This is a genomic window from Natronotalea proteinilytica, assembly GCF_055379935.1.
Genome location: NZ_AP043947.1, coordinates 1,980,896 through 1,996,035 on the forward strand (window position 1 = coordinate 1,980,896; position 15,140 = coordinate 1,996,035).

The window sequence follows — 15,140 nt, forward strand, 5'->3', positions numbered from 1 at the left end:
GTGTTCTTCCTCTCCCCTTTTGTCATGGTGGTAAGCCCCCTGCGGGTGTGGGCCTGTACCCTACCACCGAGCGCGGTAGCCACGCACATCCACATGTACGAAAGGGCCGCGGTGCGGAGCTGGACCGTAGATGCCAATACCGCCCGCATAATCGACGTTGGTTTCCTCTTTGACGCGCTGAACCAGGTCGGCCAGGTACACAGCATCGGCTTCATTCACGCGTCCAGTACCCGTCAAATCGTCCATGCGTCCGTTGCCCGTTCGATCTACAAAGATATCGGCGGCGTCGCCGTACAGGTGGCGGCTGTACACAGTCGTATTGCCAATCGACCGGTTGTAGTGCGGCGTTCGAAAGGCACTCATAACGTGCAGCGTCTCCACGTCGTGCCCGTCAGCCCGTACGGCAGCGAGTACCTTTTCCAGAAGTTGTAAGAGCCGCGTTTCCACCAGCATAAACTCTGGTGTTTCGTTGGTTTGCTTGGAAAGGAACTGCTCTAGCGTAAAATGAGGAGCCACCGGGGCATCAACCATATCTTCGGTGACTCGGATAAGGCCCTTGGGCGGCTCGTACGCACTCAGGCCCCGACGCGGCTCTTGCTGATACTGCCCGATACGGTACCCTTCAGCATACGGACCGTTGTTTGCCCAGGGCGTAAGCACAAACACCTGCAGTTGAATGGTTGCCTCAGTTTCTATATCGGTGATGCGAACGGGATACAGACCGGGGGTATTGGGCGCGGTAAACAGCCACGGCTCCGTGGCCGCCCATGTTGTGGTATCCGAGGGGGCTTCAATCCGCATTGTAGCACCCTTCTCACGGCGATTGTCAATGGTGAGCGGCACTTCCTCGCCAGGCATCACCGTTACAGCCATGATCGGTTCTTGAATCCAGTCGTCCTGGAACTGCACCGCGAACGTGGGATCGTCGGCAGCTATGGTCGTTGGAGCCCAACCCAGGCTCATGAGGACGAATACGCCAACAACATGTAAATACACAATAGCAGGCAAGCGGTCTGTTAGAAAGGGGCGGGTAGGATCTGGCAGGTACTAAATCACTCCACGAGACACAGTTCGGTTCCGCTGAAAAACAACAGGCACACGTGTTTTCTGGATGCGTATGCGTTATATCTCCTAAAACCAATCGACCTATTTTGTTATGCAACGCATTCTCATTCTTGTTGCCCTGATTCTGTGGGGATCGGGTATATTTTTTACAACTGCACAGGCCTCTCCCGAAGATGCATCCGACCCACTTCATGATGCGCTGCGCGAGCGGATTGAAATGTTGCGTGAGGCGCCTGCAGGGGTGCTTACAGGCGACATGGCTTCGCTGCACACCATCCCACAGATGGCACAATTTTACGAAGAACGCGGGTTTCAGCCGGTGTGGGTTGCTCCGATGCGGCAGAAAATGACCGCGTATGCGTTGCGAGCGGCATTGCGACAGGCCGAGCGTGAAGGGCTTCAGTCGGCAGAGTACCATCTGGAGGCCATGCAAGAAACCCTGTCTGCTCTTCGCACCGCCAATCCCGAAGAACGAGCCGCGCATCTAATCGATCTGGAGTTGCTCTGTAGCGACGCGTTCCTGCTGTATGCGGGGCATCTGCTCAATGGCCGGGTTGACCCGCAGCGCCTGATGCGGTCGTGGAATATCGAGCCGCGCGTGATGGATTTGCTTGATTCGTTTCAAGCCATTGATAATGGAAGCGCGGTGCACGAGGCGCTGCGTTCATTGCGTCCGCAGCACGACGGCTACACGGCGTTGCGCACCGCGCTGGCGCTTTACCGAGGCATCGTGCAGGACGGAGGCTGGTCGGCTGTAGATGAAGGACCTACGCTGGAGCGCGGGATGGATGATCCGCGGGTGGCGCAGCTTCGGGCCCGCCTGGAGACAACAGAGCGCCTGGATCCTGTTCCCGACTCGTTGGCTACGGTGTTCGACGACGCGCTGCATGAGGCCGTCCTCGCGTTTCAAGATCGGCATGGACTGGCAACAGATGGCCGCGTGGGGCCGGCTACCCTCGGCGCGCTCAATGTGTCTGCCGAAGCCCGTGTCGACCAGATCATCGTGAATCTGGAACGCGTGCGCTGGTTGCCGTCGGATTTGGGCAGGCGCTACGTGCTAGTGAATATCGCATCGTTTGGGCTGTACGTGGCCGAAGAAGGTGAAATAGTGCTTGACATGCCGGTGGTTGTGGGGCGTCCCTACCGACAAACGCCCGTGTTTTCGGATGAGATTTCGTACCTGGTCATGAGTCCGTATTGGCACGTGCCCCACAGCATTGCCACACGCGACAAGCTGCCCGAGTTTAAACGCGATCCGTCGGCGGTGGCGCGACAGGGCTTTCAACTGTTTCGCGGATGGAGCGCCAATGCGCAGCCCGTTGATCCAATGAGCATCGATTGGGAATCGCTTCATGCACGCAATTTCCCGTACCGGATGCGCCAGAATCCAGGGCCCAACAATGCGCTGGGCCAAGTCAAGTTTATGTTTCCAAATGAACACAACGTGTACCTGCACGATACGCCCACGCAGCATCTGTTCGGACGCCCGGAGCGTGGCTTTAGCTCAGGCTGCATTCGTGTTGCACAGCCGGTAGAGCTGGCCGAGTACTTGCTCCGCGAAAACGAAGGGTGGGACCGGGCCGCTATTCAGCGCAACATGAATCGTACTGCCGAGCGGGCTGTGACACTGACCGAGCGCGTGCCGGTGCATCTGCAGTACTGGACAGCCTGGGCCGATTCGCATGGGACCGTACACTTCCGCAATGACATTTACAATCGTGATAGAGATGTGCAGGTTGCGCTTGCCAGCCGCGTCACGGTGCCCCCGGTGCTGCACTCTCTGCTGGAATCAAGCAACACGCCCTCTGCACGAACCACACCGTAGAGATGATCTAAGTAGACCCACAAAAGTATCTTTGATTATGTCATTGCGAGGAGCGCTAGCGACGCGGCGCTGTGAGCGCAGCGAACGAGTGCCTTTAGGGTGCAATCTTGTGCCATCAAGCCGGGCAGCACCGTCCAGGTCGGGGGCATGAGATCGCCGCGTCAGTCGCAAGCTCCTTCCTCGCGATGACAAGGTGTAAATATATTTCTTTTGAGCTACCTAGTGCCGCCGTCGGCATTCCGACTGCGGCATAAGCAAACTGGAGCGTACGAAAGGAAGCGCTCTGGATTCATCCTAAGCGGGCGCTGCCGCATACCGCCGTTATCCATACCCAACACCGCAAAAGCGTGGATAGATGAGCAGCGTTCTGAACAAATGTGTGTAGCGGGAGCCGCTATACATCGGTAGGTTGAGACATCGCATCGCATAGGCCGAACACGTGTTGGCCTCCTCGTGCATATTCTCACCTACCCATGATTTCTATGTCCCTTTCTTCTGAGCATCTGACGTTTGCCCTTCTTTCATTTGAAGGGCCCGATCCGTACGCGCAGGCTGGCGGACTTGGCGTACGCATTACCCATCTGGCGCATGCTTTGGCCCGCCGCGGGTTCAACACAAAGCTGTTTTTTGTGGGCGAGCCCGATGCGCCAGGCAAAGAGCACCGGCTCAACGGGCGGCTCACCTATCACCGATGGTGTCAGTGGATCAGTGCGCATCATCCCAATGGGGTGTACGAGGCCGAGGAAGACAAACGTCGCGAATGGAATGCAACGCTTCCCGAACATCTGCTGGCCAACGTCATTCAGCCCGCGCTGGCTAATGGACGCCTGCCGGTGATTCTGGCCGAAGAATGGCATACCGCCGAGACCGTGATTCGTCTGCACGATGTGCTTCGTGCGAAGGGGCTATCCCACCGGTGCCTCATCTTCTGGAATGCCAACAATACGATGGCCTTTCATCGCGTAGATTGGGAACGTCTGCAGGAAGCGGCGCACATCACGACGGTGAGTCGCTACATGAAGCATCTGATGTGGCCGCTGGGGGTTAACCCGTTGGTGATTCACAATGGCATCCCGAAGGAGTTGCTGGGGCCGCCCTCTACAGATCAGAAAACTGCGTTGCGGAAGGCGCTGGCTCCTGAAAAAGACGCCTTAATGCTTTTCAAGGTAGGACGCTTCGACCCGGCCAAACGCTGGATGATGGCGATAGAGGCCGCAGCGTTGCTTAAAGAGCAGGGCTACCCGGTGGCGTTTCCGATGGCCGGAGGCATTGAGCCACACGGCGAGGAGGTGCTGCGGAGAGCCCACGAACGGGGCCTTTCCATCGCCGAAATAAATGGCGACCCGTCTGACTGGAGTGAGCTTCTATCGCTGCTAAACGAAGCCCCTCGGGCCGATATCTACAATCTGCGCTTTTTCATGACGCAGGAGATGCTACGTACCTTCTATGCAACCGCCGACGCGGTGCTGGCGAACTCGGGACATGAGCCGTTTGGACTGGTCGGGTTAGAAGCAATGGCCGCTGGAGGCATCGCGTTCACCGGGCCCAGTGGCGAGGAGTATGTGCTGGATGGCCGCAACGCGATCATGCTCGACACAGATCGTCCCGAAGAGATTGTATCTAACCTAATACGGATGCAACAAAACCGGCACCGCGCCCAGTCGATCCGCTCGTTTGCGCGCTCCTATGCCGAAGACTTTACGTGGGACTGTATCGTAGATGTGCTGTTGGATAAGATCTTGTTCTGTGCGCAAGAGCAGCACATCCTCCACTACGATGCCGAAGCGAACACCTATGAGCTCTCCCCGCAGGTCGAAGACGTCGTCATCTACACCGTTGTTCACCAGCCGCATCGACCTCGGTTGCCCGCAGCGCGTCTCTCCGAGTCGATGTCGATGGATGAACTCGACCATGCGCTCTTCGATGCCGACATGAACGAGTACTACTTTCGCAAGGTAGCACACACATGCTACTATCCGGCGCTTGATCGGTTTGAGCGGCTTGTAGAGGAGGGGCTGTCGCTGGCCATTGGGTTTTCGTTGTCGTTCATCGAGCAAGCGAAGGCATGGGATCCGGCCTTGCTGGATCGCTTCCGAACGCTGGTGCAGCACGAACGGGTGGAGCTTGTCGCGGTAGAACCCTCGCACAGTTTTATGCTACTGTGGGATATCGAGGCCTTTAAGCGACGGATGCGCTGCGCTGCTGATGAACTGCAACAGGTGTTCGGTGAGCGTCCTGTCATTGCCGACACCACCGAACTCATGATGTCTGACACCATCTACCACGCGCTGGAGCAGGTCGGTTTCAAGGCAGCCTTCATGGACGGACGCCCCTGGGTGATGCAGTGGCGCGAGCCCACGCATCTGTACCATCATGGCTCGGGGCGCATGAAGCTGCTTACGCGCCACTACCCGTTGAGCGATGATGTTGGCTACCGGTTCTCTGACAAGCAGTGGGACGGCTGGCCGCTAACGGCTGATCGCTATACCCAGTGGATCGCCTCAGCCCCAGGGAAGGTCGCGGTGATTGGGTGGGACTTTGAGACGTTCGGAGAGCACCATCCGCCGGAAAGCGGCATCTTCGACTTTCTGGAGCATCTGCCCCGCGAGGCGAAGCGCCACGGGCTGTCATTTGTAACGCCCAGCAAAGCACTGCAGCGCCACGGAGAAACAAGCCATGCGCTTCCGCTTCCCGCTTTTGCCAGCACCTGGGCCGGAAGTGGCGGCCTCGAATTCTTCTTGGGTAATGATGCGCAGCAAGCCATCTTTCAGTTGATGATGCAGGCGCATCAAAAGGCGTTGCTTACCGGCAATCCTAAACTTGTAGAACGCGCCGCGCGCCTGGCACAATCCGATAACCTGCATCTCATTCAGTGGTATGGTCGCCACGGCTCAGAGGCCGAGGTCTCGGCCTACTTTACGCCCGACGAGTGGTGGTCGCTTTCCCCTGACGGTATCATCTGGGAGCTACAGCAGGTGTACAAGAACTTTATCGCGATGTTGGATGCCCACCTCCCCCTGCATCAAGAAACCGAAAGCGGCATTCCGGCTGTGCGTCCTGCGCAATTAAAGGAACGCGCTCCTACATTAGTGCTTCAGAACACGTAACGACGAATCGTTTCGGTAGGCCCACCCCTTATGGCCCATTCCGTTATGGATGCATGTTCACTTGATCCACCGCTTCCCGCTCCTACGTCAACGACCATGCCCAGCATGCGCACGGGGCTTCCGTATCCCCTGGGTGTATACAAACGAAATGGAGGCGTCAACTTTGCGGTGTTTAGCCGCCATGCTACCTGTGTGTGGCTGGAGTTCTACGATGCGATTGATGATGAGGCCCCGACTCACCGGTTTGTGTTCACCCCAGAGCAACATGGTACGGGCGACATCTGGCACGCGTGGATAGAGGGCGTATCCGAAGGACAGCTCTACGGGTACCGGGCCGATGGGCCCTACAAGCCGGAGGAAGGCCATCGGTTCAATCCGTATCGCCTGCTTATCGACCCGTATGCCCCAGCGATTACGCATCTGGATGACTGGGACTTTGGAAAGGCGCGCGGCTATGACCCGGAGGGAATCGGTAGCCTCCACGAGATGTCGCGCGAGAACAATGCCCATGTTACGCCCTCGTGCGTGGTCCTCGACAGCCGCACCGGGTGGGAGCCAACACGCCCGTTACAGCATCCGTGGGAAGAGACAGTTATTTACGAGACGCATGTGCGGGGCTTTACCGTGCATGAAAGCGCCGATGTCGCCCATCCCGGCACCTACAAAGCCCTTACCGAAAAAATCCCCTACCTCAAAGACCTTGGGGTTACAGCAGTTGAGTTGATGCCGGTGCATGAGTTCAATGAATATGAAATTGCCCGTGTAAACCCCCTCACCGGCGAGCCGCTGCGCAACTTTTGGGGATACAGTCCAGCGGCCTTCATGGCGCCCAATGCAGCTTACGCCAGTGCGGGCAACCAGGGTGAACAGGTGCAGGAGTTCAAAGAAATGGTAGCCGCCTTCCACGAGGCCGGCATCGAGGTGCTGCTCGATGTGGTGTTCAATCACACCGCCGAAGGCAACGAAAAGGGGCCGACGTTCAGTTGGCGCGGGCTCGATAACCAGTTGTACTACTTCCTCGACGAAAATAAGGAGTGCTACAAGGACTTCACCGGGACGGGCAACACCCTCAAGACCTACCACCCGGTGGTTCACGATATGATCTTGGATGCACTGCGCCACTGGGTCATTGAGATGCATGTGGATGGGTTTCGGTTTGACCTGGCCTCTGTGCTGGGACGCGATGAGGAAGGCATCCTACGTACAGATCCGCCGCTCTTAGATCGCATCGCACAGGATCCCGTGCTGCGACACGTGAAGATGATTGCCGAAGCCTGGGATGCTGCTGGCGCCTACCAGGTCGGGCATTTCCACGAGCGCCGATGGTCGGAATGGAATGGACGCTTTCGCGATGATGTGCGGCGCTTCTGGCGGGGCGACGATGGCATGCTCGGTGCGTTTGCGCAGCGCCTTACCGGGAGCGCCGACCTGTACCAGGGCTCTGGCAAAGGCCCCGAAAGCAGCATCAACTTTGTGACCAGCCACGACGGCTTTACGCTCAATGATTTGGTCAGCTATGAACGCAAACACAACGAGGCCAACGGCGAGTTCAATCGCGACGGTTCGGACGCTAACTACAGCCGTAACTATGGCATCGAAGGGCCCACCGACGACGACGCGATCGAAGCCATGCGGACCCGACAGGTGAAAAACTTTCTGGCCACGCTTTTTCTTGCGCGTGGCGTGCCGATGCTCCTCCACGGCGACGAGTTTAGACGCACGCAGCAAGGCAACAATAACGCCTACTGTCAAGACAACGAAATCGGCTGGACGCTTTGGGAACGGCGCGAAGCGCATGCAGACATTCACCGTTTTACGCGAGCGATGATCGCGTTTCGGAAGCGGCACCCGGTCCTTCACCAGATGGCGTTTTACCAAGATGAAGCGGTCCGGTGGCTCAGTCCGAACGGGGATGAACCGCGCTGGGAGGACCCGTCGGCACGGACGCTTGGCTTTCATGTCGAGGAAGAGGGCGGCACTGCGTTGCTGCTGCTCTTCAACGCCGCTCCAGACGCTGTGGACATGGCCCTCCCCGATCCATCAACGGGTCAAACGTGGTATCGAACCGTTGATACACAGCACGAGGCGCCGCACGATATTCTACCCGAGGGCAAGGAGGAGCGGCTCGATGGCATCACTACGTATCGTATGGCACCGCGGTCTACCGTCGTGCTGGTGGGACGATAGCTACTTAATCGTGACTAAGTAGGCCAAAAAAAGAACCTTCGAGTATGTCATTGCGAGGAGCGCCGCATCAGTCGCAGGGCTCCCTCCTCGCGATGACAATGTTGGACCGTAACATTCAGGCGTGACAGAGTATCAGCGGTCCAGGGGTCCATTCCAACTATACGCCCAGAATTACATTCTGAATGCCCGTGCGGATGAGGGCGATAGCGATGGCAGCCAGAAACAGGCTGGCGACCTTTGCAAACGCGCGGGCTGCGGCGTTTCCGACCAGCGCAATGAGAGCCGGACCAAAGTAAAACACCACATAGGCAATGCCCAGGTTGGTGACCAGGGCCGTTACGGTAGGGATGTACCCGGCGCTGTTCTGCAATACCAGGATGGCAGTAATGGCAGCCGGACCAATCATCAGCGGGGTGCCGAGCGGTACGACAGCAATATCGGTTCCGGCGTCGGGGTCGTTGCCCGGCTGGCGCGTCAGGTTGCTGAACAAGAGGTCTGTAATGGAAAGCACCAGCAGAATGAGCCCGCCTCCAATGCGCAGGTCATCCACGGTAATGCCAAGTGTTTGAAAGATGAACTGCCCCGTCAGCAAAATCACGATGGCGATGCCAAAGCCGGTTGCGGTAGCGCGTTTCACGAGCACACGGCGTGCGCGCAATGATTGTCCTTCGGTGAGCCCCAGGAACAGCGGCAGCACCCCAAATACATTCATCGCAACGAAGAGCGAAAGAAAGGCTTCGATGTATGGCGTAAAATCAAGAGCCGGAAGATCAGGCATAGGAAGGGGGTAAAGCAGGTAAGCAAAGCAGCGCAGGGCCGAACCGTACGCTACCCAATGACGATGTGGCTATGAAGAATGGGGAGGAATCCCGGCCTCTGGAGAGGCGCCCTCGGAGAGCGAGTCGTCGGTTTCTTTGTCGGAAGGGGGCGGGTTGACCCGGCCCAGGCGCTGCCAGAGCGTCTCCCACGACCATCCGTAGGCGCGCCCCATAATCAGCGCAAAAATGAGTGCCATCACGCCCCATGTGAGCAGCGTAACGGGGGTTGGCTCCATCGTTTCCAGCCGAATCAGTGCGGGTGTGGTGAGAACTGACTCGGGGAAGGTGACAATCACCGTTCCAAACAGGTTGTTACCGATGTGTACACCCATAGCCATTTCCAGGCGGTCGTCTACCAGCGTAAGTAGCGCCATGAAGACGCCAAAGCCCATGTAGTACGCCATCATCATCCCTGCGCCGAAGCTGGCCACCTCGGGGTTGGCCCAGTGCAGCAATCCAAACAGGACCGAAGAAATGAGAACCGCTGCCGCGCCCGAGCGAAACCATTGGGCCGCATGTTGCATGATGTAGCCGCGCATGATGAGCTCCTCTACGCTGGCCTGAATGGGAATGAGTGTGCCCGCTAAGAGCAACAACCACAGAAAGGCTTGCCATTCAAACGTGACGTTCAGTTCCTCGGGCGACATAATGGCCTCAACACCCAGGGTAAGCGTCATGAGTCCGACCCATCCTGCTGTGGCCACTCCCAGACGCCGCCAGTCGATGCGGTCGGATGGGCTGATGAGTGAGCGCAGCGGACGGTGATGCAGTCCGCGCATGCATCCCCACAGTACGCCCAGCACAATTACGAACGGAATCATGTTCACGAACAGAAACTCCAGGTCGCTCACCCCAAACGCTTCAGGGGTGGTGGCCTCAGGGTCCATTGGCAGGCTCCCCGACAGCATCCATATGAGAGCCAGTGTTGTGATGCCTCCAACGACCAAGGCCCCCACGATGAGCGCAAGCAGCGTAATGACAAACGGCGCTATGCCCGAACGACCGCGCCAGGCTTGTTGCAGAAAGTGCAGCATAACACAATGAGTCCACTCAAGAAATAGCGAGACCCGGAAGCTGCCTCGCCATGAACACACATTATGATACGAGACAACGGATACCTACGCCACCACGATGCGCTGCACCGGTTGAATTCGGTGTTCATATTGCCCAGGGGACGGGGGCAGTGCCACGTACATCAGGGCGCAGGGCTGAACCCGTAGTTGCAGGATGCGTACAGGTGATGCTATTTGTCCTCCTCCGATTTTTTAATGCACCATGGACGAAATCCTTGCGCTGCTTCGCACCCACGACCGTTTCTTCCTCACCACCCATTTGCGTCCAGATGGGGATGCGCTGGGTTCGGAGCTTGCGCTTGCGGGCGCGCTGCGTCAACTCGGTAAGACCGTACACATCGTAAATGCCGACGACGCGCCGTACAATCTCGACTGGCTACCGGGCATCGACACCATCGAGGTGTTCGACGGATCGTTGCATCAACACGAAGCGCTGGCCGAGTCGGATCTGATCGTCGTACTCGACAACAACGATGCGGAGCGGCTGGGTCATGTGGGGCAGTTGGTGCAAAAGGCCGAAGCCCCCACGCTGCTCATTGACCATCATATGGAGCCCGAGCAGTGGTTCGACTACACGTATGCGCGCAACACGTCACCGGCCACGGGCGAGTTGGTGTATGAGCTTATCGAAGCGCTCGACCCCGACCTGATTGACGCCGATGTGGCCACCGCGCTGTATACGGCCATCATGACGGATACCGGCTCGTTTCGCTACAGCAGCGTTACGCCGCAGCTGCACCGCATCATTGCCGATATTCTGGAGCGAGGCGGCATCGACCCGGCGCCTATCCACAGCCAGATCTACGACCGTCGCTCTATGCCAGGCCTTCGGCTGCTGGGCCGCATGCTGAACCGCATCCGCCTGAAGCAAAACGGACAGCTGGGGTACTCGGTCGTTACGCAACGCATGGTGGAGGATACCGGGGCAAGCTGGGATGACAAGAAAGGATTCGTCAATTATGTGCTATCGATTGAGGGGGTAAAGGCGGCACTGCTCTTTTCTGAAACCAACGATGGCGCCAAGATCAGCTTTCGCTCTGAGGGTGATATTCGCGTGGATGAATGGGCCCGCTCGTTCGATGGCGGCGGTCACCGCAATGCGTCCGGCGCTTACGTGAAAGGCCCCTCATTCAAAGAGGTTATCAACGATGTCATCAAGGCCGCCCCACGCTTCATCGACTTCGACGATCCCGACGCATCCGATGTGCTCTCGCCCGAGGACGCCTCGTACCTGGCCGAACTCATGAAAACCCCTTCTAAGTAACCGAACCCCCTGCCTGTATGACTGTCACTGCCACAGCAACATCGCTTTCTGACCTCAACGTGGATGCGCTGGTGATTCCCCTCACCACCGAAGGCGCTGCCGCCCCCAGTGCGTCGATCACAGCGCTGGGCGCATCCGTCAAGCGCGCCGCGTCTGACCTAGACGAAGCCGGCGACACCGCTGTTTGCTATACCGATACGTCCAACAGCCCCCGCCTTGTACTTGCGTGTTGCGGAGACGCAGAGGCGATCGACCTCGACACGCTCCGTACTAGCGTAGCCGCGGCTGCTACGTCGCTGCACGAAGTCGATGCGACCACGGCAGCGCTTGCCCTCCCCGCGCTTCCTGTGGATGATGATCGCGCTGCGCAGGCCCTTGTGGAAGGGCTTCTGCTGGCGCACTACCGCTACGACGCGTACAAAACCGAAGACACCGCCACACCGCTCGATACGTTGCATGTGGTCTACACCCAAAAGCATGACGCCGAGGCGGTGGAAGCAGGAACCGAACGCGCACATCACCTGGTAGCCGCCACCTGTACCGCACGCGACCTGGTGAACCAATCGCCTCACGAAAAGACAGCCCGCGATCTGGCCGTGGCTGCCGAGACGTTAGGAGAAGCGCACGGCTTCGACGTAGAGACGTGGGACAAATCGCGCATCGAAGAGGAAGGCATGGGTGGCCTTCTGGCCGTGAACCGAGGAAGCGTGGAGCCGCCCACGTTCAGCATCCTGTCGTGGACGCCCGAGGAGGCCGTGAACAGCCAGCCGGTAATGCTAGTGGGGAAAGGCATTGTGTTCGATACCGGAGGGCTGTCGCTGAAGCCTACAAAGAACTCGATGGACTTCATGAAGGCCGATATGGGCGGAGCCGCCGCCGTGATTGGCGCATTTGAGGCCATCGCCCGCCTCAACATCCCCCTGCATGTCGTTGGGCTGATCCCAGCTAGCGATAACCGTCCAGGTGGACATGCCTATGTGCCGGGTGAGGTGGTGACGATGCATAGCGGGGCCACGGTGGAGGTCATGAACACCGATGCCGAAGGCCGCATGCTGCTGGCCGATGCCCTGTCGTATGCACGCCGGTATGATCCCGAACTGGTTATCGACCTGGCCACGTTGACGGGCGCTGCCGTAACGGCGCTGGGCCATCACGCATCCGCCCTTATGACGCCCGAAAACGACACGGCTGTCGACCGGTTGTATGCCATGCAGCGGGCGGGGGAGCGCACCGGCGACCGCGTGCATCCGCTCCCGCTATACGACCCGTACAAGAAGCAGCTGAAAAGTGAAGTGGCCGACCTTCAAAATGTAGGCGGACGCCCTGCCGGGTCGATTACCGCCGGAAAGTTCTTGGAGCACTTTGTCGATTATCCGTGGATGCACCTGGATATTGCAGGCACCGCATTTTTGAGCAGCGAGCAGCCGTATCGTCCCAAGGGCGGTACCGGTGTAGGCGTTCGCCTCCTGGCCGATTACCTGCACCACTACGCCACCGCCCGATCGGCTTAAGATGCCACTGCCCAACCCCGTATTGCCATAGAGATAAACCTCGGAGCGCGGCGTTTCTTCCCTCCTCAATCACTGGCTTTTTGATCCATTCCGTTAGCGATATCATGGCTATCAAACGCCCCACGTACCAGCGTCCGGATCCGCCAACCAGTGGCGATGCTCGCACGCGCATTGCCATCACCCTGGGCGACCCGAACGGCATTGGCCCCGAAGTGCTGCTCAAGTCGCTTCATGACCCCCACCTGATGCCCGCCATGACGCCGCTCGTTATCGGGTCGGCGCATGTGCTTCGTGTGCATGCCGACATGCTGGGGTATTCCGATTTGCCCATCCATGTGGTCGAGTCGGTGCCTGAATCTATATCGGATGATGGTATTACCGTGCTCGACGTTACCGACGGAACGCCGCCGCCGGTGTCGTTCGGGGCTGTAACCGCCGAGGGCGGCGCGCTGGCCATGCAGGCTGTAGATACCGCTGTGCAAGTGTGCCTCGATGGAGACGCCGATGCGATGGTGACCGCTCCCATTTCGAAGGACGCCATCGCGCAGGCCGGATTCGACGTGCCGGGCCACACCGAGTTTATTGCGCAACGCACCAACACCCCGCGCCCCATGATGATGATGGTGGCAGGTGGGCTGCGTGTGGGATTGGTAACCACGCATGTTCCGGTCTCGCAGATCACCGAAGGAATCACTGAAGCCGCCATTCGCTCCAAACTGGAGGTGCTTCATGCCACGCTCCAAAGTGACTTCGGAATCGCCGAGCCGCACATTGCCGTGCTGGGGTTGAACCCTCATGCTGGCGACGGCGGCGTCATTGGACGTGAGGAAATCGACATCATTACTCCTGCTTTAGAAGCGGCTCAAGATGCAGGTATTCAGGTAAGCGGTCCGCTGCCTGCCGATGGCTACTTCGCAACGCAACTCGACGAGGGCTACGATGCGGTACTGGCCATGTACCACGATCAGGGATTGGTGCCGTTCAAAGCGCTGGCTTTTGATCGTGGAGTCAACTTCACTGCCGGGCTTCCCATCGTGCGCACCTCCCCCGATCATGGTACCGCGTACAGCATAGCGGGCAAAGGCATGGCGCTGCCGGGTAGCATGCGAAGCGCCATTGAGGTAGCTGTTGTCACCGCTCATCATCGTCGCGCTCAACCGGCTGCCTCATCCGCCTGATATGTGTTGACTCTATTTACGTCCTGCTGGCATGATCCATTTTCGCAACATATCCGCTTCGTACGAAACGCCCCACGGCGAGCGCCGCACGGTGGTGGAAGATGTGTCGTTTAGTATTGAGCAGGGCGAAATGGCCTACCTTATTGGGCCCACCGGCAGCGGAAAGAGCACCTTGCTGCGCATGCTGTACATGGATCACTTTCCGGATAAGGGAACCACGCAAGTGGGCGACTATCGGTCCGACGAAATCAAAGACAAGGAGATCCCGTATTTGCGCCGCGAGGTGGGGGTCGTCTTTCAAGATTTTCAACTCCTGCCCGACCGCAGTGCGTTCGACAATGTGGCGTTTGCAGTGTATGCAACCGGCAAAGGAAAGTCCACCGTGCGGTCTCGTACGTTGCGTGCTCTTACGCGCGTAGGCCTCAACCACAAGCGCAAGCGATTCCCGCATGAGCTGTCGGGTGGTGAGCAGCAGCGCGTGGTTATTGCGCGAGCTATTGCCAACGACCCATGGGTGCTGCTGGCTGACGAGCCCACTGGCAACCTGGATCCGGCGGTGGCCTCTGATATTCAGAGCCTATTGGTAGATCTGCACAAGCAAGGCATGACCCTGCTCATGGCCACGCACGACTACCGGCTGGTCAAGGAATACCCGGCACGTACCCTCGCCCTCATGAATCGACAAGTCGTCGAAGTGGACCCGGCCACGCTGTAGTGATCTGTCACAGGTCAATCTTCGGGTTGCAACACCCCCGTCTTAATGATGTCATCTTGAGCGGAGCAACTGCGTCTAGCAGGTGCGGAGTCCTGACACGAGCGTAGCGACTGACGAACGCAGTGAGTAACAATCTCCCACGAACTGGGCAGGGCTGTTGGTTTGCCAGTAGCTGCTGAGCGCCGAGGAGATGTTTCGACGCGCTTCGGGCCCTGGGGGCCCTCCGCTTGCTCAACATGACAGAACATTTGGTTTGAGATGCTTCAACGCGAGTCCACTCCATACCATAACATTCAGGTGTGACACACCAGTAGTAGGGCGACGAATCACACAGTCACCCCCAATCCGGTTGCACTGTTGTGGAATCGCTTTTCTGTGGGATCGATTGTTTGTACGA

10 protein-coding genes are annotated in these 15,140 nt (G+C 58.4%); 7 read left to right on the forward strand and 3 right to left on the reverse strand.

Annotation, left to right across the window (positions count from 1 at the left end; all coding sequences use genetic code 11):
- Window positions 1-60 precede the first annotated feature (60 nt).
- Window positions 61-963 (reverse strand): D-Ala-D-Ala carboxypeptidase family metallohydrolase, encoded by a 903-nt coding sequence (locus ACZ5AL_RS07990; protein WP_464509843.1) that lies wholly within the window; start codon window positions 961-963, stop codon window positions 61-63.
- Between the two features lie 193 nt (window positions 964-1,156).
- Here ACZ5AL_RS07990 and ACZ5AL_RS07995 point away from each other — a divergent pair, with 193 nt between their 5' ends.
- From ACZ5AL_RS07995 to glgX, 3 genes are all read left to right on the forward strand, one after another.
- The gene (locus ACZ5AL_RS07995; protein WP_464509844.1) at window positions 1,157-2,890 is read left to right on the forward strand and encodes a L,D-transpeptidase family protein; all 1,734 of its coding nucleotides are present in this window, start codon (window positions 1,157-1,159) and stop codon (window positions 2,888-2,890) included.
- A 482-nt stretch (window positions 2,891-3,372) separates the two neighbouring features.
- The gene (locus ACZ5AL_RS08000) at window positions 3,373-5,997 is read left to right on the forward strand and encodes a glycosyltransferase (protein ID WP_464509845.1); all 2,625 of its coding nucleotides are present in this window, start codon (window positions 3,373-3,375) and stop codon (window positions 5,995-5,997) included.
- 30 nt (window positions 5,998-6,027) lie between these two features.
- Window positions 6,028-8,184, forward strand: a complete 2,157-nt coding sequence (glgX, locus tag ACZ5AL_RS08005) for a glycogen debranching protein GlgX (RefSeq protein WP_464509846.1) — start codon at window positions 6,028-6,030, stop codon at window positions 8,182-8,184.
- A gap of 157 nt (window positions 8,185-8,341) precedes the next feature.
- Here glgX and ACZ5AL_RS08010 read toward each other — a convergent pair whose 3' ends face one another.
- Window positions 8,342-8,962 carry a MarC family protein gene (locus ACZ5AL_RS08010; protein WP_464509847.1) on the reverse strand — a complete coding sequence of 207 codons (621 nt, stop codon included), beginning with the start codon at window positions 8,960-8,962 and terminating at the stop codon, window positions 8,342-8,344.
- A 69-nt stretch (window positions 8,963-9,031) separates the two neighbouring features.
- Window positions 9,032-10,036: a lysostaphin resistance A-like protein gene (locus ACZ5AL_RS08015; RefSeq protein WP_464509848.1), complete on the reverse strand. Its 1,005-nt coding sequence runs from the start codon at window positions 10,034-10,036 to the stop codon at window positions 9,032-9,034.
- Between the two features lie 241 nt (window positions 10,037-10,277).
- Here ACZ5AL_RS08015 and ACZ5AL_RS08020 point away from each other — a divergent pair, with 241 nt between their 5' ends.
- The 4 genes from ACZ5AL_RS08020 to ACZ5AL_RS08035 all read left to right on the forward strand — a co-directional run bounded on the left by ACZ5AL_RS08020 (window position 10,278) and on the right by ACZ5AL_RS08035 (window position 14,743).
- Window positions 10,278-11,339: a DHH family phosphoesterase gene (locus tag ACZ5AL_RS08020; RefSeq protein ID WP_464509849.1), complete on the forward strand. Its 1,062-nt coding sequence runs from the start codon at window positions 10,278-10,280 to the stop codon at window positions 11,337-11,339.
- A 17-nt stretch (window positions 11,340-11,356) separates the two neighbouring features.
- Window positions 11,357-12,850 carry a leucyl aminopeptidase gene (locus ACZ5AL_RS08025; RefSeq protein WP_464509850.1) on the forward strand — a complete coding sequence of 498 codons (1,494 nt, stop codon included), beginning with the start codon at window positions 11,357-11,359 and terminating at the stop codon, window positions 12,848-12,850.
- A gap of 104 nt (window positions 12,851-12,954) precedes the next feature.
- The gene (gene pdxA / locus ACZ5AL_RS08030) at window positions 12,955-14,028 is read left to right on the forward strand and encodes a 4-hydroxythreonine-4-phosphate dehydrogenase PdxA (RefSeq protein ID WP_464509851.1); all 1,074 of its coding nucleotides are present in this window, start codon (window positions 12,955-12,957) and stop codon (window positions 14,026-14,028) included.
- Between the two features lie 31 nt (window positions 14,029-14,059).
- The gene (locus tag ACZ5AL_RS08035; RefSeq protein ID WP_464509852.1) at window positions 14,060-14,743 is read left to right on the forward strand and encodes a cell division ATP-binding protein FtsE; all 684 of its coding nucleotides are present in this window, start codon (window positions 14,060-14,062) and stop codon (window positions 14,741-14,743) included.
- Window positions 14,744-15,140: the final 397 nt, after the last annotated feature.